This window comes from Curtobacterium sp. BRD11 (assembly GCF_031844345.1).
Classification (GTDB): domain Bacteria; phylum Actinomycetota; class Actinomycetes; order Actinomycetales; family Microbacteriaceae; genus Curtobacterium.
This window is the reverse complement of record NZ_JAUZUZ010000002.1, coordinates 514956-537898: the sequence shown is the minus strand read 5'-3', so window position 1 is coordinate 537898 and position 22943 is coordinate 514956. Positions and strand designations below refer to the sequence as shown.

At 72.4% G+C, this 22943-nt stretch carries 24 protein-coding genes; 11 read left to right on the top strand and 13 right to left on the bottom strand.

The annotated features are described in order from the left end of the window. Positions 1-22 precede the first annotated feature (22 nt). Both Q9R28_RS07230 and Q9R28_RS07225 read right to left on the bottom strand, forming a co-directional pair. Positions 23-217 carry a DUF2795 domain-containing protein gene (locus Q9R28_RS07230; protein ID WP_066651621.1) on the bottom strand — a complete coding sequence of 65 codons (195 nt, stop codon included), beginning with the start codon at positions 215-217 and terminating at the stop codon, positions 23-25. An 82-nt stretch (positions 218-299) separates the two neighbouring features. Then, positions 300-977: a TetR/AcrR family transcriptional regulator gene (locus tag Q9R28_RS07225; protein ID WP_066651619.1), complete on the bottom strand. Its 678-nt coding sequence runs from the start codon at positions 975-977 to the stop codon at positions 300-302. Between the two features lie 152 nt (positions 978-1129). Here Q9R28_RS07225 and Q9R28_RS07220 point away from each other — a divergent pair, with 152 nt between their 5' ends. Further along, complete coding sequence (locus Q9R28_RS07220) at positions 1130-1447, top strand: hypothetical protein (RefSeq protein ID WP_251159985.1); 318 nt, start codon at positions 1130-1132, stop codon at positions 1445-1447. 210 nt (positions 1448-1657) lie between these two features. Here Q9R28_RS07220 and Q9R28_RS07215 read toward each other — a convergent pair whose 3' ends face one another. Next, complete coding sequence (locus tag Q9R28_RS07215; RefSeq protein WP_251159986.1) at positions 1658-2584, bottom strand: SDR family oxidoreductase; 927 nt, start codon at positions 2582-2584, stop codon at positions 1658-1660. A gap of 158 nt (positions 2585-2742) precedes the next feature. Here Q9R28_RS07215 and Q9R28_RS07210 point away from each other — a divergent pair, with 158 nt between their 5' ends. Continuing rightward, a complete protein-coding gene (locus tag Q9R28_RS07210) occupies positions 2743-3555 on the top strand; it encodes a hypothetical protein (RefSeq protein ID WP_311205771.1) in 813 nt (270 codons plus the stop codon). Between the two features lie 60 nt (positions 3556-3615). Here the strand turns inward: Q9R28_RS07210 and Q9R28_RS07205 are convergent, their stop codons facing one another. The 4 genes from Q9R28_RS07205 to Q9R28_RS07190 all read right to left on the bottom strand — a co-directional run bounded on the left by Q9R28_RS07205 (position 3616) and on the right by Q9R28_RS07190 (position 8825). Beyond that, positions 3616-4401, bottom strand: coding sequence for an endonuclease/exonuclease/phosphatase family protein (locus tag Q9R28_RS07205; RefSeq protein ID WP_311205770.1), 786 nt, complete (start codon positions 4399-4401; stop codon positions 3616-3618). Positions 4402-4456: 55 nt separating this feature from the next. Then, the gene (locus Q9R28_RS07200) at positions 4457-5950 is read right to left on the bottom strand and encodes an LCP family protein (protein WP_066651609.1); all 1494 of its coding nucleotides are present in this window, start codon (positions 5948-5950) and stop codon (positions 4457-4459) included. 82 nt (positions 5951-6032) lie between these two features. Next, positions 6033-6683, bottom strand: coding sequence for a GntR family transcriptional regulator (locus tag Q9R28_RS07195; protein WP_209684356.1), 651 nt, complete (start codon positions 6681-6683; stop codon positions 6033-6035). Positions 6684-6695: 12 nt separating this feature from the next. Next, positions 6696-8825, bottom strand: a complete 2130-nt coding sequence (locus tag Q9R28_RS07190; RefSeq protein ID WP_311205769.1) for an efflux RND transporter permease subunit — start codon at positions 8823-8825, stop codon at positions 6696-6698. A gap of 83 nt (positions 8826-8908) precedes the next feature. Between Q9R28_RS07190 and Q9R28_RS07185 the strand changes: the two genes are divergently transcribed. Beyond that, positions 8909-9307, top strand: coding sequence for a MarR family winged helix-turn-helix transcriptional regulator (locus Q9R28_RS07185; RefSeq protein ID WP_271826904.1), 399 nt, complete (start codon positions 8909-8911; stop codon positions 9305-9307). Between the two features lie 67 nt (positions 9308-9374). Beyond that, positions 9375-10409, top strand: a complete 1035-nt coding sequence (locus Q9R28_RS07180) for an LCP family protein (RefSeq protein ID WP_311205768.1) — start codon at positions 9375-9377, stop codon at positions 10407-10409. A gap of 81 nt (positions 10410-10490) precedes the next feature. Here the strand turns inward: Q9R28_RS07180 and Q9R28_RS07175 are convergent, their stop codons facing one another. From Q9R28_RS07175 to Q9R28_RS07150, 6 genes are all read right to left on the bottom strand, one after another. Then, the gene (locus Q9R28_RS07175; RefSeq protein WP_066651599.1) at positions 10491-11174 is read right to left on the bottom strand and encodes a transglycosylase family protein; all 684 of its coding nucleotides are present in this window, start codon (positions 11172-11174) and stop codon (positions 10491-10493) included. A gap of 361 nt (positions 11175-11535) precedes the next feature. After that, positions 11536-12687 (bottom strand): 23S rRNA (uracil(747)-C(5))-methyltransferase RlmC, encoded by a 1152-nt coding sequence (rlmC, locus tag Q9R28_RS07170; RefSeq protein ID WP_209684364.1) that lies wholly within the window; start codon positions 12685-12687, stop codon positions 11536-11538. Between the two features lie 7 nt (positions 12688-12694). Next, on the bottom strand, positions 12695-13570 hold the full coding sequence (locus Q9R28_RS07165; protein ID WP_311205767.1) for an SMP-30/gluconolactonase/LRE family protein: 876 nt from the start codon (positions 13568-13570) through the stop codon (positions 12695-12697). A 37-nt stretch (positions 13571-13607) separates the two neighbouring features. Next, positions 13608-14228 (bottom strand): DedA family protein, encoded by a 621-nt coding sequence (locus tag Q9R28_RS07160; protein WP_209684368.1) that lies wholly within the window; start codon positions 14226-14228, stop codon positions 13608-13610. A gap of 37 nt (positions 14229-14265) precedes the next feature. Further along, positions 14266-14952: a FadR/GntR family transcriptional regulator gene (locus Q9R28_RS07155; RefSeq protein ID WP_066651590.1), complete on the bottom strand. Its 687-nt coding sequence runs from the start codon at positions 14950-14952 to the stop codon at positions 14266-14268. Next, a complete protein-coding gene (locus Q9R28_RS07150; protein WP_066651588.1) occupies positions 14949-15668 on the bottom strand; it encodes an SDR family oxidoreductase in 720 nt (239 codons plus the stop codon). The genes Q9R28_RS07155 and Q9R28_RS07150 overlap by 4 nt, the downstream gene beginning before the upstream one ends. Before the next feature lie 71 nt (positions 15669-15739). Between Q9R28_RS07150 and Q9R28_RS07145 the strand changes: the two genes are divergently transcribed. The 7 genes from Q9R28_RS07145 to Q9R28_RS07115 all read left to right on the top strand — a co-directional run bounded on the left by Q9R28_RS07145 (position 15740) and on the right by Q9R28_RS07115 (position 22943). Next, positions 15740-16495: an SDR family NAD(P)-dependent oxidoreductase gene (locus Q9R28_RS07145; RefSeq protein ID WP_311205766.1), complete on the top strand. Its 756-nt coding sequence runs from the start codon at positions 15740-15742 to the stop codon at positions 16493-16495. A 133-nt stretch (positions 16496-16628) separates the two neighbouring features. Then, entirely contained in the window at positions 16629-19556 is a 2928-nt protein-coding gene (locus Q9R28_RS07140) for a Na+/H+ antiporter subunit A (protein ID WP_311205765.1), read from the top strand. After that, on the top strand, positions 19553-19978 hold the full coding sequence (locus tag Q9R28_RS07135) for a Na(+)/H(+) antiporter subunit C (RefSeq protein ID WP_209684376.1): 426 nt from the start codon (positions 19553-19555) through the stop codon (positions 19976-19978). Before Q9R28_RS07140 ends, Q9R28_RS07135 begins: the two co-directional genes overlap by 4 nt. Further along, positions 19975-21678, top strand: a complete 1704-nt coding sequence (locus Q9R28_RS07130; protein ID WP_066651581.1) for a Na+/H+ antiporter subunit D — start codon at positions 19975-19977, stop codon at positions 21676-21678. The genes Q9R28_RS07135 and Q9R28_RS07130 overlap by 4 nt, the downstream gene beginning before the upstream one ends. Continuing rightward, the gene (locus Q9R28_RS07125; protein ID WP_066651579.1) at positions 21671-22252 is read left to right on the top strand and encodes a Na+/H+ antiporter subunit E; all 582 of its coding nucleotides are present in this window, start codon (positions 21671-21673) and stop codon (positions 22250-22252) included. Before Q9R28_RS07130 ends, Q9R28_RS07125 begins: the two co-directional genes overlap by 8 nt. Then, positions 22249-22590, top strand: coding sequence for a sodium:proton antiporter (locus Q9R28_RS07120; protein WP_209684378.1), 342 nt, complete (start codon positions 22249-22251; stop codon positions 22588-22590). The genes Q9R28_RS07125 and Q9R28_RS07120 overlap by 4 nt, the downstream gene beginning before the upstream one ends. Further along, positions 22587-22943, top strand: coding sequence for a monovalent cation/H(+) antiporter subunit G (locus Q9R28_RS07115; RefSeq protein WP_081984549.1), 357 nt, complete (start codon positions 22587-22589; stop codon positions 22941-22943). Before Q9R28_RS07120 ends, Q9R28_RS07115 begins: the two co-directional genes overlap by 4 nt.

The following is a 22943-nucleotide window of genomic DNA, read 5'->3' as shown; positions in this document are numbered from 1 at the left end:
GGTCTCGGGTGGTGCGAGCGCCTCAGCCCTTGTCGGAGACGGCCTTCGTCACCGCGGTGGGGGCGTCGTAGTCGCCGTCCGGGATCCCCTTCAGGGCGTCCAGGACGTCACCGGGGGCGTCCTCCTTCTCGGCGGTCGCGACGATGTCCTCCTTCGAGGCGGGGTAGTCGATGCCGCTGAGGTACTTCTGGACCTGGATCGGGTTCGGTGCTGCCATGTCGGTTCCTTCCGTCGGAGCCTCCACGACTACGCCCGTGCGGCTCCGGGTCGACCCGGGTGACGCGCCTCGCGGCCAGGGATCAGATCTCCCAGCTCCCGCTGTCGCTCCACGTCGAGAAGCGCTGCGCGGCCTGCGGCTCGTACCGCTCCATCCAGCCGCGCTCGAGTCGGGCGACCGCGCGGTCGAACGCCGGCACCAGGTCGAGCTCCGCGCGGAGCATCGCCTGCAGCTGGAGCCCCTCGTACAGCGCGATGAGCTGCTCGGCACCGCGACGGGGGTCCATCGTGTGGGGCGCGCGGCCGACGGCGATGTCGTGCTCCAGGCCGCGCCGGACCTGCGAGAAGAAGAGCTGGTAGCGCGACCGCAGGTACGTGGCCATGGGGTGCGCAGGGTTGCCGGCGACGGAGAGCAGTGCGACGAGCAGCCGCATGAGCGCGGGGTCCTCGGCGTTCGAGGCGACGATCGCACGCAGCAGGTCGACCGTGGGGCCGTCCCCGACCTCGTGTGCCACCGCCTCCAGTCGCGCGCCGTTCCAGCGGTCGACGGCGGCGAGCACGAGGCCGTCCCAGGACGGGAAGTGCTGGCGGAGCTCCTCCGTCGTGATGCCCATCCGCTCGGCGACCATGCCGACGTGGGCCTCGTGGAAGGGTACGTCACGGAGGACGTCGACCGTGGCGCCGACGATCGTGATGCGCAGGTGCAGGGTGGCGGCCGCGGCGGCTGCCGCCTGCGTGTCGGCGCTGGTGTGTTCGAGCATCGTGCCCTCCGTCGTGCGGCGGACGTCCTGTCCGCACCTCCATCCAAGCGCAGTGGCGGGGGACACAGCATCCCCGGTACGGGTGTCAGCATGTCGGGGGACAGGCGACGACCCCGGAGCACGCACGCGGGCTGCCGTGCGACCATGCCGGGATGACCCCCGAAGACCCCGTCGCACAGGGCCTGGCCACCATGGCCTCCGCAGGCTACGAGTTCGGCGGCGACGACGAGCAGGTCGCGCACGACGTGCGGACCATGTGGGAGCAGCTCGGCTCCCCGGAGGGCGCGTTCGGCGCCGCAGCACGCGCGATCGCCCGGCTGCCGCAACGCCCCGAGGTCCCGATCGCCGACCAGGCCCGCCGCCGCGCGTTCGAGCGCGCGATCGGGATCAACCCGGTCGAGGTCGAACTGACCGCGGCGATGTCCGCACGGGAGCTGCTGGAGCGGATGGCGCGCTCCGTCGCCTGCTGAGACGACGGACGGGCGCGCCCCGCTGAACGGCAACGCGAAGCGTTGCGGGGCGCCCTGACCGAGCCTGTGAGGGAGGCGCGGTGCCAGCCGGCATCGAGCCTGTGAGGGAGGCGCGGTGCCAGCCGGCACCGAGCCTGCGAGGGAGGCGCGGTGCCAGCTGGCACCGTGCCTCCCGTCCGTCTGCGGTGTGCGCGCGTCAGGCGACCCGTCTCACGGGGTCGGCATGCCGCCGTCGACGTGGAGCGTCTCGCCGACCACGTAGGACGACTCGCCGCTCGCCAGGAACACGAACGCCGGCGCGAGCTCGGCGGGCTGGCCCCAGCGGCCCAGGTAGGTCTGCTCACCGGCGGACGGGAGCGCCTCCGGCGGCTGGCCACCGGCCGGCTGCAGCGGGGTCCAGATCGGGCCGGGAGCGACGGCGTTGACCCGGATGCCCTTCGGCGCGAGCTGTGCCGCGAGCCCCTTGGCCATGTTGTTCACGGTCGCCTTCGTGGCTGCGTAGTGCACGAGGTGCGGTGACGGCGCGTACGCCTGGATCGACGTCGTGTTGATGATCGTCGAACCGGGCTGCATGTGCGGCACGGCCGCCTTCGTGATGCGGAAGGTCGCGTAGGCGTTCGTCTTGAAGGTCTCGTCGAACTCCTCGTCCGAGATCTTCGTGATGTCGTCGACGTTCTGCTGCTTGCCGGCGTTGTTCACGAGGATGTCGAGCCCACCGAGGCCGTCGACGGTCTTCTGGACGAGCTCCTCGCAGAACGCCAGGTCCTTGATGTCACCGGGGATCGCGACGGCCTTGCGGCCCGCGTCCTCGATGAGGCCGACGATGCGGTCGGCGTCCTCCTGCTCCTCGGGCAGGTACACGATGGCGACGTCGGCACCCTCGCGGGCGTAGGCGATGGCGACGGCGGCGCCGATGCCCGAGTCGCCGCCCGTGACGAGCGCCTTGCGGCCCTGCAGGCGGCCCGAGCCGCGGTAGGTGTCCTCACCGTGGTCGGCGGGCACGTTCTGCGCCATCTCCTCGTCGGTACCGGCACCCTGCAGGTACTGCTCGTCCGGCTTCTTGTCGGCGTACATCTTCGTGGGGTCCTGCATCGCGTACTGGTCGAGACCCGCCTGGTCGTTCTGCTGCTCCGTCATGGCCTGGACGGTACGCACCGGGGTACCGCTGTCCGTCCAGCCGGGTGTCCCCCGCGACGCGTCCGTGACACATCCCCAAGATCACGAACACGTGACGACCGGGCTGCGATTCGGTAACACCTGTCGTCCTGTCCGGCTCCGGGCCGTACGGTCGACTGGTGACTTCCCGCACTCTGCTCGCGCTCGGCGCTGCCGTGCTCGCCTTCGCGGCCGGCACGGTCGGGTCCGATGCCCTCGCGGCGGGGGGCGTGGCACCGGCTGCGGCAGCGGAGGACCGCAGCGACGTCGCGGACCCGGTCCAGCCGCTGATCCGGGTCACCGACCGCGAACTGCGCCGGGTGGACACGGTCGAGCTCGACGCCGAGTCCCTGGTCCTCCGGCACGCGGACGACACCGTCGCGGACGTCCCCATGCGCGACGCGAGGTCGACCGTCTCGCTGCTCAACCGGCTGCTCGGGACCCCGTCGCGCACGCAGACCGCGGTCGGCGACGGCGGCGCGTGCTTCCCGGCGGGGACGACCTACACCTGGGGCGGGGCGGTCCGCGTCGCGGCGCTCCGCACACCGTCCGCCGTCGGCAACGCGGTCGAGATCCGTGTCCTCAAGGACTCGGTACGGGGCCGGACCGGCGACCGGATCGAGCTGACCGGTCCTGACGGGGTCCAGGTCGGCGACGACGTCGCGGACGAGATCGCGACGGCTCCACGCTCCGACAAGGTGTCGTTCGGGTCCGGCGACTCCCGGGCGTGGCAGCTGCTGCTCGAAGCCGGTTGGGCTCCCGACGAGCGTTCGACCGGCGACGACCCGACCGGTGCCGACCCCCGCGCGGAACACGACGACGCGACCGACGGTCCGACCCACGACACGGGCGAGGACGCGCAGGGCACGAACGGCGTCTCGGCGCTGACGAACGACACCGAGGTGACGGTCATCGGCTCCCCGATGCCGGTGCACGCGCGCCGGTCCTGCTGACGCGTCCTGCACTGCACGACGGCCGCACGGTCACGACCCGCGCGGCTCAGGCCACGCGGCTCAGGCCACGCGCAGGGACGCCACCACCGGGAAGTGATCACTCGCGGCCCACGTCTCCGGGCCGTCGTGGTCCATCACGACGCGCTCGGCGGTGACGTCGCCGCGGGTCAGCACCCAGTCGATCCGCTCGCCGGAGTCGACCGGTGCCTGCCACCCGTTGAAGGACGCGGTGCGGTCACCGGGGTCACCGGCGTCGGACCAGGCGTCCCGGTACCCGGCATCGGTGAAGACCCGGGACGCCGGACCCGCGCCCCACGGTTCGTTGCAGTCACCGGCGAAGACGACGGGGCCGTCGACCGGGGCGAGCCGCTCGACGACGAGGGCGGCGCTGCGCCGACGGACCTCGTCCCCGTGGTCGTTCTCCTCGTGGTCGAAGTGCGCGGTGAGGAGCGTGAAGGCGGCCCCCTCGGCGTCGAGGAAGCGCGCGTGGTTGGCGACCCGTGGGTACAGGCTCCCCCAGGTGTTCGACACCGGCTCGTCCGGGGTGTCGGAGAACCAGAAGGTCCCGACGTCGACGGGGCGCAGGCGGTCGCGGCGGAAGAACACCGCGGCGTGCTCCCCCGCGGTGCCCCCCTCGCGGCCCTGCCCGACGGCGTCGTGGTCGGGCAGCCCCTGTCGGAGGGCGTCCATCTGGTGGTCGAACGCCTCCTGCACGCAGAGCACGTCGGGGTCGTGCCGTCGGATGACCTCGAGCACCAGCGGCAGTCGCGCTGGCCAGTCGTGCCGCGGATCCGGGTTCTTCACGTTGTAGGTCATCAGGGTGATCGGACGCGCGACGTGGCTCACCGGTCGACCCTACCGACGCGCTCCCACGGGCGGCCCCAGGGTGGTGAAGGGTGCGTCAGTTGATGCAGACGCCTTCCTCGCCGTAGGTCTTCACGTCGGTGGAGCTCGGCGTCGGCTCGGACTCCGCCGGCTTCGACGCCTCGGCCTCGGGCGCCTCGTCCGCCGGGGTGGAGGAGGCGTCGCCGGGGGCGGCCGGGGCGGTGACGGTGATGCCGTCGGACCCGAGGACGAGCGTGACGCCCGACACCGTCGTCGACCGCACGGCGACCGCACCGGGCACCACCGCGGCGACGGCCTTGGCCTGCGCCTCCTGCCCGGCGGGGTACTGCACCTGGGTCTTCTGCGTCGTGTCCGAGGACCCCGGCGTCCCGACCTGGAAGCCGCGGGCCGTCAGGTTCGCGGTCGCCGTCGCGGCGGCGCCGGTCGTCCCGCTGCCGTTCAGCACGGTGACCGTCGTCGCGGCGGGCTCGGCGGCCGTGGCCTTCGTGTACTCCTCCGGCTCGCCGACGAGTCCCTGCACGAACGCGGGCAACCCGACGGTGTCGACCTCGACGATGGACAGCGGCCGGCCACCCACCGTGATGGTCGGGGTGCCGAGCGTCGGGATCGTGGCGGACTGGATGTTGCCCGGGCGCAGGTTCCGCATCTGGCTCGCCAGCGACACCAGGTCGGTGTCCGTCTGGATGGAGCTCCCGACGGCGCTGAGGATGTTGTTCATCTTGATGGGGTTGAGCAGGGTGCCCGCGGAGAGCACCTTGCGGGCCTCCTGCGACAGGAAGTACTGCTGGCGCACGTTCCGGTCGAGGTCACCGTTCGGCAGCCCGTGCCGCTGGCGGACGAACGACAGCGCCTGCTTGGCGTCGAGCTCCGAGGTGCCGGCCGGCAGGTCGACACCCGAGTACGGGTCGTTCACCGCGTTGTTCAGGCACACCTCGACCGGCCCGAGCTCCTTGACCACCTGGTAGAAGCCGAGCAACGACACCCGGACGTAGTGGTCGATCGTCAGGCCGCTGAGGTCCTGGATCGTCTGGATGAGCAGCTTCGCACCACCGGTGTCGCCGCCGCCGTTGAGCGTGCCGTAGTAGAACGCGCTGTTGAGCTTGCCCTTGCCGACGCCGGGGATCGGGACGTACGAGTCGCGCGGGAACGAGATCATCGTCGCCTGGGACCCGTCGGCGTTGATGTGCAGCACGATCATCGTGTCGGTGTTCGTCGCACCGCCGTCGTCCTCGGTGCTCAGCTCGGCCATCTGCTCGGGCGTCGCGTTGTCCGGACGGTGGTCGTCACCGACGAGCAGGATGTTCTGCGCCTGACCGTCCACGTCGTCGTCGTCGTCCGACCGCGGACTGATCGCGTCGATCTTCGTGACGCCGCTGTTGAGGCTCGTGAAGGCGAACGCGGCGTAGCCGCCGGTCAGCACGAGGCCCATCGCCAGGACGCCGGCGACCGCGGGGAGGACCACGCCGCTCCCACGCTTCTGGCGCCCGTGGCGCGGCGGCACGTGGCCGCGGCGGGCACGGCGCGTCGTCTGCTCGGGTTCGATGCTCACCCGGAAACCATAACGGCACAGCGTGGAACGGACAGGGAGATCCCTGAGGGTCCGTGCCCGACGCTGTACGCCCGGCGCTCGGTCAGTCGCGCGTGGGCAGGAGGTGGATCGCCTCCATCGCGAGTTCCGCGTCGATCGGCTCGCCCGCGGCGACGGCGTCACGGAGCTTCACGATCTCGGGTCGGATGACGTCGGTCGGGACGAGCTCGGTGAGTTCGGGCACGCGGAGCCGGAAGGCCAGACCGTCGGTGGTCGAGCGGCACAGCTGCGCGAGCGAGGCGTTGCCGCAGGCCTCCGCCCACATCGAGTAGATGTCCGCCCCCTCGCGCGCGACCTCGGCCTGCTGGTCGGCGTCGAGCCGCGCCAGGACGTCGTCGAGCACGGCGGTGACCCGCTCCCGCTCGGCGTCCGAGAACCGCGGGACGGCCAGGCGGACGACCCCGCCGTAGATGACGCCGAGCGTGCGGTAGGCGTCGAGCAGCTCGGCCTCGGTCGGTGCGGCGACGCGGGTGTAGCGGTTCGGCGCCATCTCGATGAGTCCGGCCCGTGCGAGTTCCGCCAGTGCTTCACGGATCGGGGTCCTGGAGACGCCGAGCCACGCGATGAGGTCGTCGTCGTTCAGTCGTTCGCCCGGTTCGAGCGTGCCGTCCATGATCGCGTCGCGGATCTTGTCCTGCACGGTGTCACGGAGCAGCTTGCGCTCTGCGGCCGGCTGCGTGGAGGGAACTGGCATGCCACCAGCGTGTCACATGTGACGCGCTGCGCGCGAGAGGCGCGACGGCCACCACGCCCGGCGCCCCAGGTCGATCACGAGCGCGGGGACGAGCAGCGACCGGACCACGACGGTGTCGAGCAGGACGCCGAACGCCACCACGAAGGCGATCTGCGCCAGGAACAGGATCGGGATGACGCCGAGCGCCGCGAAGGTCGCGGCCAGCACGATGCCCGCCGAGGTGATCACTCCCCCGGTGGCCGCGAGCCCGCGCAGGACACCCTCACGCGGGCCGTGCCGCAGGGACTCCTCGCGCACCCGGGTCATGAGGAAGATGTTGTAGTCGACGCCGAGCGCCACGAGGAACACGAACGCGTACAGCGGGACGGACGGGTCGGCCCCGGGGAAGTGGAACACGTGGTCGAACACCAGTGCGCCGACGCCGAGTGCGGCCGCGAAGGACACCACGACACTGCCGACGAGGACCAGCGGGGCGACCACGCTGCGGAGCAGCAGCACGAGGATCAGCAGGATGACCGCGAGCACCACGGGGATGATGACCGAGCGGTCGCGGATGCCGGTGTCGTTCGTGTCGACGGCGGTCGCCGTGACGCCACCCACGACCGCGTCGGGGTCCACCCGCTCGACGGCGACGCGGAGGTCGCGGACGGTCCGTTCGGCGGCGCTCGAGTCGGCGGGGTCGGCGAGCGTGGCCTCGAGCAGGACGTCCCCGCGCGACACCGTCGGCTCCGCCGTGCCCGGGGCGGTCCGGGCGGCGGCGTCCGACCCCACGGGGACGGTCCCCGAGGGCGAGTCGGTGGAGGCGGCCACCACCCCGTCGACCCCGCGGACCGAGCGGACGGCGTCGACGAGGGCGTCCAGGTCACGCTCGGCGCCGATGACCTGGGCCGGGCTGCCGGAACCCCCGGGGAAGTGGTCGGCGAGGACCCGCTGGCCGTCCCGCGCCTGGGACGACCCGATCACCAGGTCGCTCTGCGGGACGCCGTCGGCACGGAGCCCGACGAGGCCGCTGCCCATCGCCAGGAGCGCCACGGTGCAGACGATCCAGACCGTGCGGGACCGACGCGCGACGAGGCGCCCCACCCGCGCCCACAGTCCGGTCGCGTCCGGACCGGTGGTCGGGCGGCCACCGGAGCCGAAGGCCGGGCGCAGGGGCCAGAACGCCGCCCGACGGAACGCCAGCAGCAGGGCGGGCAGCAGGGTGAGGGCGGCGAGCAGGCTGAAGGCGATCCCGATCGCGGCGACCGGCCCGAGCGCCTTGTTCGAGTTGAGGCCCGACAGGAGCAGGCAGAGCACCCCGACGATGACGGTCCCGCCCGAGGCGACGATCGGCTCGAACGCGCCGCGGAGAGCGGCCCGGGTCGCCTCCCAGCCGGTGCGGTGCTCGCGCAGTGCCTCGCGGTAGCGCGCCGTGTAGAGGAGCGCGTAGTCCGTCGCCGCGCCGATCACGAGGATCGACAGGATGCCCTGCACCTGCCCGTTGACCGTCACGACCCCCGCCTTCGCCAGGGCGTACACCACGAGGATCGAGGCGCACAGGGCGAAGGTCGCCGTCCCGAGCACCAGGAACGGCAGCAGCGGCGACCGGTAGACCACGATCAGGATGACGAACACGGCGGCGAGTGCCACCCCGAGCAGCAGGCCGTCGATGCCCGCGAACGCCTCGGTCAGGTCGGCCGTGAAGCCCGCCGGACCGGTGACGTACCCGGAGACGCCGGCGGGCAGCGCCTCGTCCACCGTGGTCCGGATGGCCGAGACGGCGTCTCCGGTCTCCGCGTCCTCGGTCAGTGTCGCGACGATCTCGGCGGCGTCGCCGTCCTCGCTCGTGATCACGGGGCTCGTGCCCTGCACGTCGTCGCGCTCGCCGATGGTGTCGGCGATCCGACGGGCCGCAGCGAGGTCGTCGGGCGTCAGGCCGCCGTCGCGGTCGAGGACGACGATGGCGGGTGCCCCCGAGGCCTGTCGGAAGTCGGCGGCACGCTCCTGCACCTTCGTCGCGTCGGCCGAGGCCGGCAGGAACGACGTCTGGTCGTTCGTGGCGACCTCGGAGATCTTCCCGAAGACGGGACCGCCGACGCCGGCCACGACGAGCCAGACGAGGATGACGAGCGCGGGCAGGACGATGCGGAGGAACCGGGACACGTCGGTGAGCGTACACCGATCGTCAGCATGCTGACTATCTCCGCGCCGACGCCGCCGGGAGGACCCGCCCGTAGACTCCGATCATGCACGAACCCGCGGAGCAGTGGCCGCTCGGACGCCTGCTCTCCGCCGCGGCACGTGCCGTCGAGCGGGAGTGGGACGAGCGACTCCGGGCGATCGGGCTGACCCACGCCGCCCTCGTCGCGATCGACATCCTGCTGCGGACCGGCCCGACGGGCGCGGACACCATCGCCAGGACCGCTCGCGTGCAGCCCCAGACCATGTCGCGGACCCTCGAGCGGGCCGAACGGGACGGCCTGGTCGAGCGGACCGCCCACCCGGAGGACCGCCGGCGTCGCGTGGTGTCCGTCACCGACGAGGGTCGCCGCGCATGGGAGACCGCACAGCACATCGAGCGGGAGGTCCTCCCCGAGGACGCGGAGCTCCGCCGGCGGCTGACCGGCGTGCTGCACCGCTCGTGACACTGAAATACCACATGCTGTAGACTCTCCGGGTCGGCGCAGGGCCGACCCGACCCGAGGAGTCCCGATGTCCGAGCGTCGCGCCGCCCGAGCCGCGGCAGCAGCAACAGCAAGAACGGCCCGGAGGCGGCGCAGGCACCCCGCGCTCGTCGCGCTGGTCGCCACCACCGGCACCCTGGTCGGCATCGCCACCCTGCTCGCGGTCGTCGCAGCGGTCTTCGTCGGCAGTCTGACCCGGAGCTTCGACGACCACACCGAGGCGATCGCGGACCCCTTCCCCGCCGGCGACCGGCCCGCACCTTCCGGCGGCGCCGAGGACATCCTGCTCATCGGCTCCGACTCGCGGGCCGGACTGGCCGACGGCGACCAGACCGCCGGCGGGCGGTCGGACACGCTGATGCTCGCCCACGTGCCCGCCGACCGCCGCCACGTGTACCTCATGTCGATCATGCGCGACTCGTGGGTCGAGGTCCCCGGCCACGGCCGGGCCAAGATCAACGCCGCGTACTCCTGGGGCGGCATCCCGCTCACGGTGCAGACGGTCGAGCAGCTGCTCGACGTCCGGATCGACCACGTCGCCGAGGTCGACCTCGCCGGGTTCGCCGACATGACGGACGCACTGGGCGGCGTGACGGTGCAGTCGCCGCGGGACTTCACGGCGCGGGGCCACCACTTCGGCAGCGGCGCGAACCGGCTCGACGGCGAACAGGCCCTGGCCTTCGTGCGGGAGCGGTACGCGTTCGCCGACGCCGACCACACACGCGTCCGGAACCAGCAGGCGTTCCTGCGCGGGGTGTTCGACCAGGCCCTGTCGCGCGGCACCCTGACGCACCCGGGACGACTGCAGGAGTTCGTCACCGCGACGAGCGAGCACCTGGCGGTGGACCCCGGGCTCGACGCGGCGACGATCGTCCGTCTCGGGTGGTCCCTGCGCGGGGTCCGACCGGACGACCTGGTCACGTTCACGATGCCGACCGCGGGCAGCGGGACGACCCCCGACGGCCAGTCGTTCGTCCGGTTGGACGACCACGACCGCGCCGCGATCTCGAGCGCCCTGCGGTCCGACGACCTGCAGCGGTGGCTCGAGGATCGCCCGAGCTGACGGTCGCGCCGGCGAATCCCGGACAGCACGAGACCCCCGCGGCAGGTGCCACGGGGGTCTCGTGTCGGATCGGGCGGTCGATCAGGCGGGGAGCTGGAGCTCCTGGCCGGCGTAGATCAGGTTCGCGTCGTCGATCGTCGACGTGTTCGCGGCCCACAGCTTCATGTAGCCACCGTCGATGTTCAGCTTCGTCGCGATCTTGTCGAGCGTGTCGCCCGACTCGATCGTGTACGTCTTGCCGCTCGTCGCGACCGCGGCCGGCTTGCTCGACACGGCCGCCTTCGGAGCGGCCTGCGTGGTCGCCTTCGGTGCGGCCGGCGTGGTCGCCTTCGGTGCAGCCTGCTGCGGCGCGGCCTGCTGCGGTGCAGCCTGCTGCGGCGCGGCGGGGGCCGGAGCGGCGGCCTGCGGAGCGGCACCCGTGGTCCCGCTCAGGCCGAGCTTCGCGGAGCAGGCCGGCCATGCACCCCAGCCCTGGGACGCGAGGACGCGCTCGGCGACGGCGATCTGGGCCTCGCGGCTCGCGGAGGCCGGGTTGCCGGCGCCGCCGTTCGCCTGCCAGGTGCCGAGGTTGAACTGCAGGCCACCGTAGTAGCCGTTGCCGGTGTTGATGGCCCAGTTGCCACCGGACTCGCACTGTGCGAGGGCGTCCCAGGTCGAACCGGATGCGGCGTTCGCGGGCGCTGCCGCCAGGCCGACACCGGTCGCGGCGATGCCGGCGAAGGCCAGGCCACCGACGATGGTGCGGGTACGGGAAAGCTTCTTCATGGTTGATCGCTCCACCGGGACCACGGACCTGGCGCCCGCCTGAGCGGACCCGGTCGCCACTGCCCGTCCCGACCGATCGCGGTCATGTTGTGGGGTGCGCCGCCGGGGGCAGTGGTCTCGTGCCGGTGGCGCTGGTCGGCAACCATAGGAAATTCGTGACTGTTATCAAACCGAGACAATGAGTTCTACCCGTGAGTGCTATGTCCCCCACCGGTCTTCCTGAGTGCCCCGATCACCATGGGCATGCAGATCGGTCTGTACCCGGGTACGTGACCTTGGCAGTTTCCTGGCAATGCTGCGGACGGGAGGCCCGTGGCGGCCTGGCAGCGAGCCTCCCGACCGCTGGCTGGTCGCGTCCTGGTCAGCGCCTGGACAGCAGCGTCACGGCCTCGAGGTGGCCGGTCTGCGGGAACATGTCGAGCACGCGCGCCCGTCGCAGGCGGAGCGACGGCATGCGCGCGAGGTCCTTCGCGAGGGTGACCGGGTTGCAGCTCGAGTAGACGACGTGCTCGACCTCGGACTCCTCGAGCCAGGTCGCGAGCGTCTCGCCGATGCCCCGGCGCGGCGGGTTCACCACCACCAGCTCGGGCAGCGCGTCCGGTCGGGCCCGGAGGGCGTGCTCCGTCGCGTCGTCGGCGGCGAAGCGGACGTCGGTCAGCCCCGCCTCGCGCGCGGACTGCTTCGCGGAGCGGATCGCCTCCCGGCTCGTCTCGATCCCCGTGACGGCACGACCCGGGCGCGCTGCGTGCAGGGCGAACCCGCCGACACCGCAGTACAGGTCCCACATCGAGGCCGGCCCGACCTCGTCGATCCACGCCGACGCCTGGTCGTACAGCTGGCTCGCGACGCTCGTGTTCGTCTGGAAGAAGCTCTGCGGTCGCAGGTGCATCGTGATCGAGCCGAACCGCATCGGCAGCGTCTCCTGCTCGGTCAGTACGACCTCGCGCTCCCCCTCGGTGACGGCCTTGTGCTCCGGGAGCAGGTTCGCGGTGACCACGACCGCCTCGGGCAGGACCCGCCGCAGGTCGTCGAGGCGCTCACGCAGTCGTGGCAGCTGCCCTTCGGAGCGCAGCACGAAGCGCACCATGAGCTCGCCGTCCGGGGACTCGGTCACGAGCACGAACTTGAGCTCGCCCCGACGTGCGGCCACGTCGTACGGGATCAGCCCCGTGTCGGCGACGAAGTCCGCCAGGACCGGGAGCGCCCGTCGGATGCCCGGCGTGCAGATGCCGCAGTGCCGCAGGTCCACGCCGCGCTGCCGGTGGTCCAGGATCCCCACCGTGGGGCGCTGGACCGTGCCGCCGACGACCATCTTCGCCTTGTTGCGGTACCCGGACTCCGGGCTCGTGATCGCGGGCAACCACTCGACCGCCCCCGGGCCCCCTGCGGCCTCGACGGCGTCCCGCAGGAGTTCCCGCGTGCGGATCTCCTTGTCGAGCACCTGGTCGCCGTAGGGCTGTCCCATGAGTGTGCACGAGCGGCACACCCCCCGGTCGAAGTAGTCGCACTGCATGGCCGGGTCAGGATACGGCAGCGGCGTCCCGCGTCGTCGTCGCGATGCGGTACAGCGAGGTCGTCGCGGTCACGAAGAGCGTCGTGCCGTCGTCGCCTCCGAAGCACAGGTTCGACACGACCTCGGGCACGGCGACGTCGCCGATGCGGGCGCCGTCGGGTGCGAAGACCGTCACGCCCCGGTGGGTCGAGGACCACACGTTGCCGTGGACGTCGACCCGGATGCCGTCCGGCACGCCCTCGCCCTCGCCGAGCCGGGCGAACACCCGGCCGTTCTTCACGCGGTGGCCGTCGACGTCGTAGGCACGGATGACCGGCTCGTGGGCGGACGAGCTGGCGACGTGGAGCACGCGCTCGTCGGGCGAGAACGCGAGACCGTTCGGTTCGTCGACGTCGAGCACCACGGGGCGCAGGTCCTCGCCGTCCGGTCCGCACCGGAACACCCAGTGGTCGCCGTACTCCCGCTCGCCCAGGTGTCCCTCACGCGGCTGGGTGATGCCGTAGGCCGGGTCGGTGAACCAGACCGAGCCGTCCCGCGTGACGACGACGTCGTTCGGCGAGTTCAACCGACCGTCCGCCCAGCCGTCGACGACCGCGGTGACGACGCCGCCCCGGTCGCGCTCGACGCGTCGCCGCCCGTGCGAGCACTGCACGACGGAGCCATCGCGGTCCAGCGTGCGGCCGTTCGTGAACTCGACGTCCGACGCGTACACGGTCGTACCGCCGGTCTCCTGGTGCCACTCGAGGATCCGGTCGCCCGGGATGTCCGACCAGCGGACCGTCCGGTCGGACGGGATCCAGCACGGTCCCTCGGCCCAGGTGCTGCCGGTCGCGAGGCGCTCGACGGCGTCGGGGTCGGGGACGAGTTCGGTGAGGCTCGACACGGGTCCTCCTTCGGACGGTGCCCTCCACGCTACGGCGTCAGGCGGTCGCAGCGGCCTCGGCGCGGCGCCGCACGGCCTTCTCGACCGCGGAGATCGCGAGGCCGAGCAGGATCGACGCGACCACCGCGAGGGTCGTCACGAGGAACGGCTGCTCCCGGCTCCAGTGCCCGGTGGCCGCCGCGATCCCCACGCAGTAGGCCGCCCACACCACGTCGGCGACGAGGCAGCTGACCAGGAAGCGCCGGAGGTCGAGCCCGCTGTCCGCACCGACCAGGTTCGTCGTGAGGCGCCCCATCGGGATGAAGCGGCCGAGGACGGCGATGCGTCCGGGGGCCTTCCGGTACCTGGCGTCGATCGACTCCCGCGCCTTCCTGACCTTCGGCCGGCTGAACCACGACCGCGAGCCGAGGTCGACCGTCCGCGCCAGGTGCCAGAGCGCGACGTCGCCGAGCACCATCCCGATCGTCGCCGCGACCACCAGGACGAGCACGGGCAGGAACCCACCGTCACCACCGACGAGCAGCGTGCCGATCGCGACGACGAGCGCCTGGCTCGGCAGGAACACCGCAACGCTGCCGGCGGCCAGCACGAGCCCGACCACGAGGAAGGCCCAGGGCGTCCCGACGAGCTGGAGCACCATCTCCTGCGCTGCGTCCACCGTTCACCTCCGTCGACGCCGGGTGCGCCGACCACGATCATCCCAGGTCCGGGCCCGGCCGGTGCTCGGTGCGCCGCACGATCTCGCGCATCACGTCGGCGGCCTCGTCCGACCGACCCCCGACGACCGCCTGCACGAGCGCGACGTGCAGCCCGACGTCGTGGCGGTCCGGCCGGATGCTCCCGCGCTCACGGAGCGCCTCCCCCACGACGCGGTGCAGCCGTCGGTACAGCGCGTTGCCGGACAGCTCCAGCACGAGGGAGTGCAGCCGGACGTCCGCGATCGTGAAGTCGACCCGGCGGTCCTCGGCCGCGGCGGACGCGAGCTCGTCCGCGGTGGCGAGGAGCGCCTCCCGTCCGGCCGCGCAGTCCTCGAGCGGTGCTCGTCGGGCCGCCGCGGCAGCCGCTGCCGGTTCCACGGCGACCCGCAGCTCGCGGAGCTCGACGGAGACCTGCGCCGCGTCGGGCCCCCGGAGCCGCCAGCGGACGACCAGCGGATCGAGGACGTCCCAGTCCGTGGGGTGGGCGACGACCACGCCGACGCGGGGGCGCGCACTGAGCATGCCGAGCGCGACGAGGACGCGGACCGCCTCACGGACGATGCTGCGGCTCGCGCCCGACCAGGCCACCAGGTCGTCGGTGCTCCGACGGCTCCCCGGCGCGAAGGTGCCGGTGACGACGGCGGTCCCGATCCCGTCGAGCACCCGGTCGAAGGCGCTCGTCACCGCTGCGCGACGGGCGACAGGACGAGCTCGTCGATGCGGACGTGGGCCGGCGCCGCGAGCACGAAGGCCACCGTGCGGCCGACGTCGTCGGGCTGCAGCATCCGAGCGCGCGCCGCCGCGTCGGGGACCTCGGGACGCTGGTCCAGGAAGTCCGTCGCGACGTCGCCCGGGCACAGGTGGGTGGCCCGCACGCCGTGCTCGGCCTCCTGCTGGTTGAGCGTCCGGACGATCGAGCCGAGGGCGGTCTTGCTCGCCGAGTACGCGACACCGGCACCGGGTTGGAAGGACCAGCCCGCGTAGGACGACACCACCACGACGACACCGCCCGCGTCCCGGAGCGCCGGCAGTGCAGCGTCGACCACCGCCACCACGGCGGTCGTGTTCGTGTCGATGACGGCGCGGACGTCGGCGAGCGACTGGTCGTCCCACCGTCGCGCCGGCGAGTTCAGCCCGGCTGCCAGCACCAGGCCGTCGATCCGGCCGTGCCGTCCGAGCACGGCGTCGCGTGCTGCGGGCACCGCGTCGCCGTCCGTCACGTCGAGCGGCACGACGTCCGCCGTCCCGCCGACCGCGCGGACCTCGTCCGCGACCTGCTCGAGTCGGTCCCGGCGACGCCCGCTGAGCACCACCGTCCACCCGTCACGGGCTGCGGCCACCGCGCTCGCCGCCCCCATCCCGCTGCCGCCACCCGTGATCCAGAGCACCTTCGCCGTCATGCTCGAATAGTATGACGATTCAAGGCACGGGCGCCCACCGTTGCCGGGACAGACCGACGACGGGAGCGACGATGCACCTCGACCTGACCGACCGCGTGGTGGTCGTCACCGGAGCCGGCCGGGGGATCGGCCGGACACTCGCGGCGCGGTTCCTCACCGAGGGGTGCCGCGTCGTCGCGTTCGACCTCGCCTTCGACGACGCCGGTGACGACGGCGTCGACCGTGTCGTCTGCGACGTCGCCGACCCGGCCTCCGTGCGTGCGGCCGTCGACGAGGTCGTCCGCCGGCACGGCACCGTCGACGTGCTCGTCAACAACGCGGGCATCAACGTCACCGGGACCGTCGCCGAGCTCGGCTGGGACGAGTGGCGACGGTGCATGGACGTGAACCTCGGGGGCACCTTCCTGGTCAGCCAGGCGGTCACGCCGGTGATGCAGGCGGCCGGGCGCGGGCGGATCGTCAACGCCGCGTCGTTCGCGGCGATCGTGCCGAGCGTCGGCAGCGCGGCCTACGCGGCGTCGAAGGCCGCGGTGGTCTCGTTCACCCGCGTGCTGGCGTCGGAGCTCGGCCCGTGGGGCATCACCGTGAACGCCTACGCGCCCGGCATGGTGCCGACCGCGATGAACGGGTTCGCCGAGATGCCGCAGGCCGAGCAGGACCGGCTGCTCGACACCCTGTCGCTCCGGCGGTGGGAGACGCCCGACGACGTCGCCGACCTCCTGGTCTTCCTGGCGAGCGACGCGTCCGCCTACGTCACGGGCACACTGCTGGACGTCTCCGGCGGCAAGCTCGCGACGCAGATCCCGGCACGGGCGCACGGTCGCTGAGGCCGGACGCGGAGCAGAGTGGAGGGAACGCTCGCTCCGGCTGTCCGGTCGCTCAGGAAGTTGCCATCCGCCTCTCCGTAGGCTGTGAGGGCCCAGTGAGCCGGACTGCAGCCCGACCCCGAGGAGGTGCCCGATGGTCTCCGTCCTCGTCGCGTTCGCGATCGTCGCCCTGATCGTCCCCGCCCTGATCCCGCTGATGGGGCGCCGCGTGTTCTACGTCGCCGCCCTCGCCCCCGCCGCCGCCGCGGTGCTGACGATCGCCCAGAGCGACGCCGCACTCCACGGCGGGGTCACGAGCCGGTGGCAGTGGATCCCGGAGCTCGACCTGGCGCTGTCGTTGCGGATGGACGCCCTGTCGTGGGTCCTCGCCCTGGTGGTCTCCGTCGTCGGTGCGCTCGTGCTCGTCTACTGCGCGTCGTACTTCGAGCGGGACGAGCCCGGACTGGGCCGGTTCGCGTCCGTCCTGACCGCCTTCGCCGGGTCGATGTACGGCCTCGTCGTCGCCGACGACGTGATCGTGCTCTTCGTGCTCTGGGAGGCCACGACGGTCTTCTCGTACCTGCTCATCGGGCAGGACGCCGACAAGCGCGCGAGCCGTGCCGCCGCGATGCAGGCCCTCGTCGTCACGACCGCCGGCGGGCTGGCGATGCTCGCCGGACTCGTCGCCCTGTCCGTGACCGCGGGGACCACGAGCCTGTCGGGCATCATCGCGCAGGCACCGGAGCTCGTCGGGCGTCCGGGGCCGCTCGTGCCGGTCGCGGTGGTCCTCGTGCTCCTGGGCGCCCTGACGAAGTCGGCGATCGTCCCCTTCCACTTCTGGCTCCCGGCAGCGATGGCGGCGCCGACCCCGGTCAGCGCGTACCTGCACGCCGCGGCGATGGTGAAGGCCGGCATCTACCTGGTCGCCCGCCTGGCCCCGGCGTTCGCGCTGCTGACCGGCTGGCGCGAGACGATCACCGTGCTCGGTGTGCTCGGCATGCTCATCGGCGGCTACCGCGCGCTGCGCCAGACCGACGTGAAGCTGCTGCTCGCCTACGGGACGGTCGCGCAGCTCGGCTTCCTCGTGCTCGCCGCCGGGTGGGGCGCTCCGGCCGTCGCCCTGGGCGGGATCGCACTGCTCGTCGCGCACGCCACGTTCAAGTCGACGCTGTTCCTGGTCGTCGGAGCCGTCGACCACGCGACCGGCACCCGCGACCTCCGGAAGCTCAGCGGTCTCGGGCGGAAGCTGCCGTGGCTCGTCGTGGTCAGCGTCCTCGCGCTCGCGTCGATGGCGGGCATCCCGCCGACGATCGGCTTCGTCGCGAAGGAGGCCGTCCTGACCGGCTTCGTCGAGGAGCTCCACGGACCGCAGGCGGCCTGGGCGTGGATCGCGCTCGTCGGGGTGACCCTCGGCTCGCTCCTCACCGTCGCGTACTCGCTCCGCTTCCTCTGGGGCACGTTCGCCCGGAAGCCCGGCGTGGCCGACACCGAGCCGCACGGCCTGCACGGACTCGGTGTCGTGCCGTCCGTCCTCGCCGTCGCCGGACTCGCGCTCGGCCTGCTCACGCCCGTCGTCGCGCACGGCGTCGAACCCGCTGCCACCGCCGCGGCCCTGCCCGAGGGCGAGGTCCCGCACCTGGCGCTCTGGCACGGCCTGGAGCCCGCGCTCGGCCTCTCCGCGATCACGCTCGTCGGCGGCGTCCTCCTGTTCCTGGCACGACGCCGGGTCGAGGCCCTGCAGCACCGGCTCTCCGGGTCCCCGAGCGCGGCCGACACCTACCGGAAGACCATGCGTGGGCTCGACCGCCTGGCGACCGGGCTCACGGCCGGCGTCCAGCGCGGTTCGCTCCCCTACTACCTGACCGTGATCCTGTCGGTGTTCGTCGCCGGCGCCCTGGCGAACCTGGTGCTCGGCGGCCCGTGGGCGTTCCGCGTGCGCTTCGCCGACTCGTGGGGCCAGGTACCGGTCGTCGCCGTGATGGCCGTCGCCGCGATCGCGGTGCTGACCGCGAAGACCCGGTTCGCCGCCGCCGTGCTCGTCGGCGTCACCGGCTACGGGATGTCCGTGCTCTTCGTCCTGCACGGTGCGGTCGACCTCGCGCTCACCCAGCTCGTGGTCGAGACCGTCACGCTCATCGCGTTCGTGCTGGTGCTCCGCCGGCTCCCCCCGCGGATCGCCACGGCCAACCCGTCGCGCTTCCGGATCGTGCGGGCCCTGTTCGCCGGCCTCGCGGGAGCCACCCTGGCCGTCGTCGTGGTCGTCGCGGCCTCGGCACGGAACAGCACCCCGATCTGGCCGGACATCCCGGCGCTCACGAAGTCCTTCGGTCACGGCCTGAACGTCGTGAACGTCGCCCTCGTCGACCTGCGCGGCTGGGACACGCTCGGTGAGCTGACCGTCGTCGTCGCCGCGGCCACGGGTGTCGCGAGCCTGATCTTCCTCGATTCGCGCGAGGACACCCTGCCGCGGCTGCGCGACCTGCCGGCGACCGTGACGAGCGACAAGCACCGCCCGGACGGCGAGCCCCGCGCCTGGCTGCCGACGAGCGCGGCGATCCCGACCGGTCGCTCGGCCCTGCTCGACGTGGTCGTCCGCCTGCTCTTCCACGGCCTCGTCGTGCTCTCGCTCTACCTGCTCTTCGCCGGGCACAACACGGCCGGCGGCGGCTTCGCCGGCGGACTCGTCGCCGGCATCGCGCTGGCCGGTCGGTACCTGGCGGGCGGTCCCGCGGAGCTCGGCGCCGCCGCGCCCGTCCGCGCCGGTCGCCTGCTCGGCCTCGGCGTCGCCACCGCGGCCACGACCGCGATCGTCCCGCTGTTCTTCGGGAAGGAGGCCCTGTACTCCGCGTTCTTCGAGGCGACCGTCCCCGTGCTCGGGCACGTCGAGTTCGTCACCGCGACGTTCTTCGACATCGGGGTCTACCTGGTGGTCGTCGGGCTCGTCCTCGACGTGCTCCGGAGCCTCGGTGCCGAGGTCGACCGGCAACGGCTCGAGGACTCCCGGGCGCGCATCACCGACACCACGGAGGGCGACGTCGACGACAACGCCGCCGCAGCGACCCCGGAGGGGAGTGCCGTATGACCATCACCCTGGTCCTCGTCATCGCGATGGCGGTGTTGTTCTCGTGCGGCGTGTACCTGCTGCTCGAGCGGTCGCTGACCCGGATGCTGCTCGGGTTCCTGCTGCTCGGCAACTCCCTGAACCTGCTGTTGCTCATCATGTCCGGCGCGGCGGGCAAGCCCCCGATCGGCGGCTCGTCCGAGGGCATCACCGACCCGCTCCCCCAGGCGTTCGCCCTGACCGCGATCGTCATCACCTTCGCGGTGAGCGCGTTCCTGCTCGCCCTCATCCACCGCTCGTGGAAGCTGTCCCGCGCCGACGAGGTCGAGGTCGACGAGGCCGACGTCGCGATCGGCAAGGACCGCGACGACGATCCCGCGGACGACGACCCCGAGATCGACACCGACCCCGAAGCGGTCCAGAACGAGGAGGCCTCGCGATGACCTGGCTCGTCCCCCTGCTCGTCCTCGTCCCGCTGCTCGGCGCCGCCATCGCGCTCGGCCTCCTGCGGCACCAGAAGCTCCAGCGGGCCATCACGGTCGCGGTGCTCGCGGTGGCCGTGGTCGTTGCCGCCACGCTCATGGTGCTCGTCGACCAGCACGGCACCATCGTCGTGCAGGTCGGCGGGTGGCAGGCACCGTACGGCATCTCGCTCGTCGTGGACCGGCTGAGCGCCCTGCTCCTCACGGTGAGCGCGAGCGTGCTCCTGCTCGTGCTGCTCTTCTCGATCGGCCAGGGACTCGCGGCCGACGACGAGGACGCCCCCGTCACGATCTACTACCCGACCTACCTGGTGCTGGCGGCCGGTGTGCTCGACGCGTTCCTGGCGGGCGACCTGTTCAACCTCTACGTCGCGTTCGAGATGCTCCTGGTGGCGAGCTACGTGCTCATCACCCTGGGCGGCAGCGAGCAGCGTGTCCGCGCCGGCACGACGTACATCATCACGAGCCTCATCGCCTCGGCGCTGTTCCTCGCGTCCATCGGCCTGGTCTACGGCGCGACCGGCACCGTGAACATCGCGCAGATCTCGGAGCGCGTCGCCGGGCTCCCCGAGCACGTGCAGCTCCTGCTCCACACGATGCTGCTCATCGCCTTCGGCATCAAGGCCGCGGTGTTCCCGCTCGCCTTCTGGCTGCCGGACTCGTACCCGACCGCACCGGCCCCGGTCACCGCGGTGTTCGCCGGACTCCTCACGAAGGTCGGCATCTACGCGATCATCCGGCTCGAGACGATCATCTTCCCGAGACCACAGCTCAACACGGTGCTGCTCGTGGTCGCGGTGCTCACGATGATCGTCGGCGTGCTGGGGGCCGTGTCGCAGACCGACGTGAAACGACTGCTGTCCTTCACGCTCATCAGCCACATCGGCTTCATGGTGATGGGCGTCGGGCTCGGTTCCGTCGTCGGCACCGCCGCGGCCGTGTTCTACACGGTGCACCACATCGTCGTGCAGACCACGCTGTTCCTGGTGTCGGGGGTGATGGAACGCGTGGGCGGCACGACCTCGACCCGGTCGCTCGGCGGGCTGCTCAAGGCCGCACCGCTCCTCGCCGCGCTCTACCTGGTCCCGGCGTTCAACCTCGGGGGCATCCCGCCGTTCTCCGGGTTCATCGGCAAGCTCGGCCTGTTCCGCGCCGCGGCCGAGGACGGCTCCCCGATGGCCTGGGTGACGGTCGGCGCCGGCGTGGTGACGAGCCTCCTCACCCTGTACGCGCTGATGCGCGTCTGGGACGCCGCCTTCTGGCGGCCCAAGCCGGCCGCCGAGGCGGCGGCACCGCACGCCAGCACGGCCGAGCCGCACGCGCACCTGCGGTCGCCGGAACCGGCGCCGCTGACCGTCTCCGAGGAGACGGGCGAGGCGTACCACCCGGGAGGCTCGACCACCGTCACCGACGCGGCGCACGCGAGCAGTGCCTCCGGTCCGGCCACCGGCCAGACCCCCGCGGTCGAGCCGTCGGTGCACACGCCGCTGCCCCGGATGCTCGTCGCCGTCACGACGGTGGCGGTCCTCGGGTCGGTCGCGCTCACCGTCGTCGCCGGTCCGCTCTACGGCTACGCGACCCGCGCAGCGGAGTCACTCGAGTCGCCGGACCGCTACGTGCAGGCCGTCCTGGGCAGCACGGACGGAGGCGCTGATGAGTGACACCCGCCGCATCTCGAACGCCCGACGGATCGCCCTCGCCTGGCGCTACGACGTGCCGCTCGTCGCCGGACTGACCGTGCTCTGGGCGCTGCTGTGGGGATCCTGGAGCGTCCTGACGCTGCTGTGCGGCGTGGTCGTCGCGCTCCTCGTCACGCAGCTGCTCCCGCTGCCGCCCGTCCCCCTGTCGAAGCGGTTCTCGCTGCCGCGCGCACTGTGGTTCCTCGTGGTGTGGGCCGGGCACGTCGTCGTCGCCTCGTTCCGGGTGGCCTGGGCGGCCGTCCGACCGCGCGGCGTCCGGCAGAGCTCGATCGTGCTCGTGCAGCTGCACACCACGTCGGAGATGACCTTCACGCTCGCCACCTTGGCGATCTCCCTCGTGCCCGGGTCGTACGTCGCCGACGTCGACCTCCCCCGCCGTCGCCTGCTCATCCACGTGCTCGACACCGAGCGCCGTGAGCAGGTCGACCAGGAGCGGCGGACCGTCGCACGCATCGAGGAGCTCGTCATCCGCGCCATCGGGTCGAAGCAGGACGTCTCCGAACTCGCCGAGCCGCTGCCGGAGGTGACCCGGTGAGCGCCGCGGTCGTCGTCATGGCCGTCGGGATCGCGCTCGTGCTCGTCCTGCTCGGCGCCACGCTCGCGCTGGCCGTCGGGCGGATCGTCCGCGGACCGACGATCCTCGACCGGATGATCGGCTCCGACATGGTGCTCACCACCGCGCTCGTGGTGATCGCCGCGGCGATGGTGGTCCGGCGCGACCTGACCGGCGTCCCGGTGCTGGTCGTCATCGCGGCGACGAGCGTCTTCGCGACCATCGCCGTCGCACGGATCGTCACGCCCTCGTCGGACCCGTCCGACGAGGGGATCGACGTGACCACGCCGGAGCACGCCGCCGAGGAGGAGTCGAAGTGATCGAGATCCTGCAGTCCTTCGTCGACGGGGCCGGCGTCCGTGCGTGGATCGCCCTCGTGCTGATGCTCCTCGCCGCGGGGCTGTCGTTCGGCGCCGCCGTGGGCATCGTCCGGTTCCGGGACCCCCTCGTCCGGCTGCACGCGATGGCGAAGCCGCAGGTGCTCGGGTTGGCGCTCGCCCTGGCCGCGATCGTCGTGGCGGTGTGGACCTGGACGGCGTTCTGGGTCGTGCTGCCGGTGCTCGTGTTCCAGCTCTTCCTCGTGCCGGTGTCGACGCACATGATCGCGCGTGCCGGGCTGCGGTCGAACGACTACCGGCACGAGGACCTGCTGGTCGACGACACCGAGGACTGA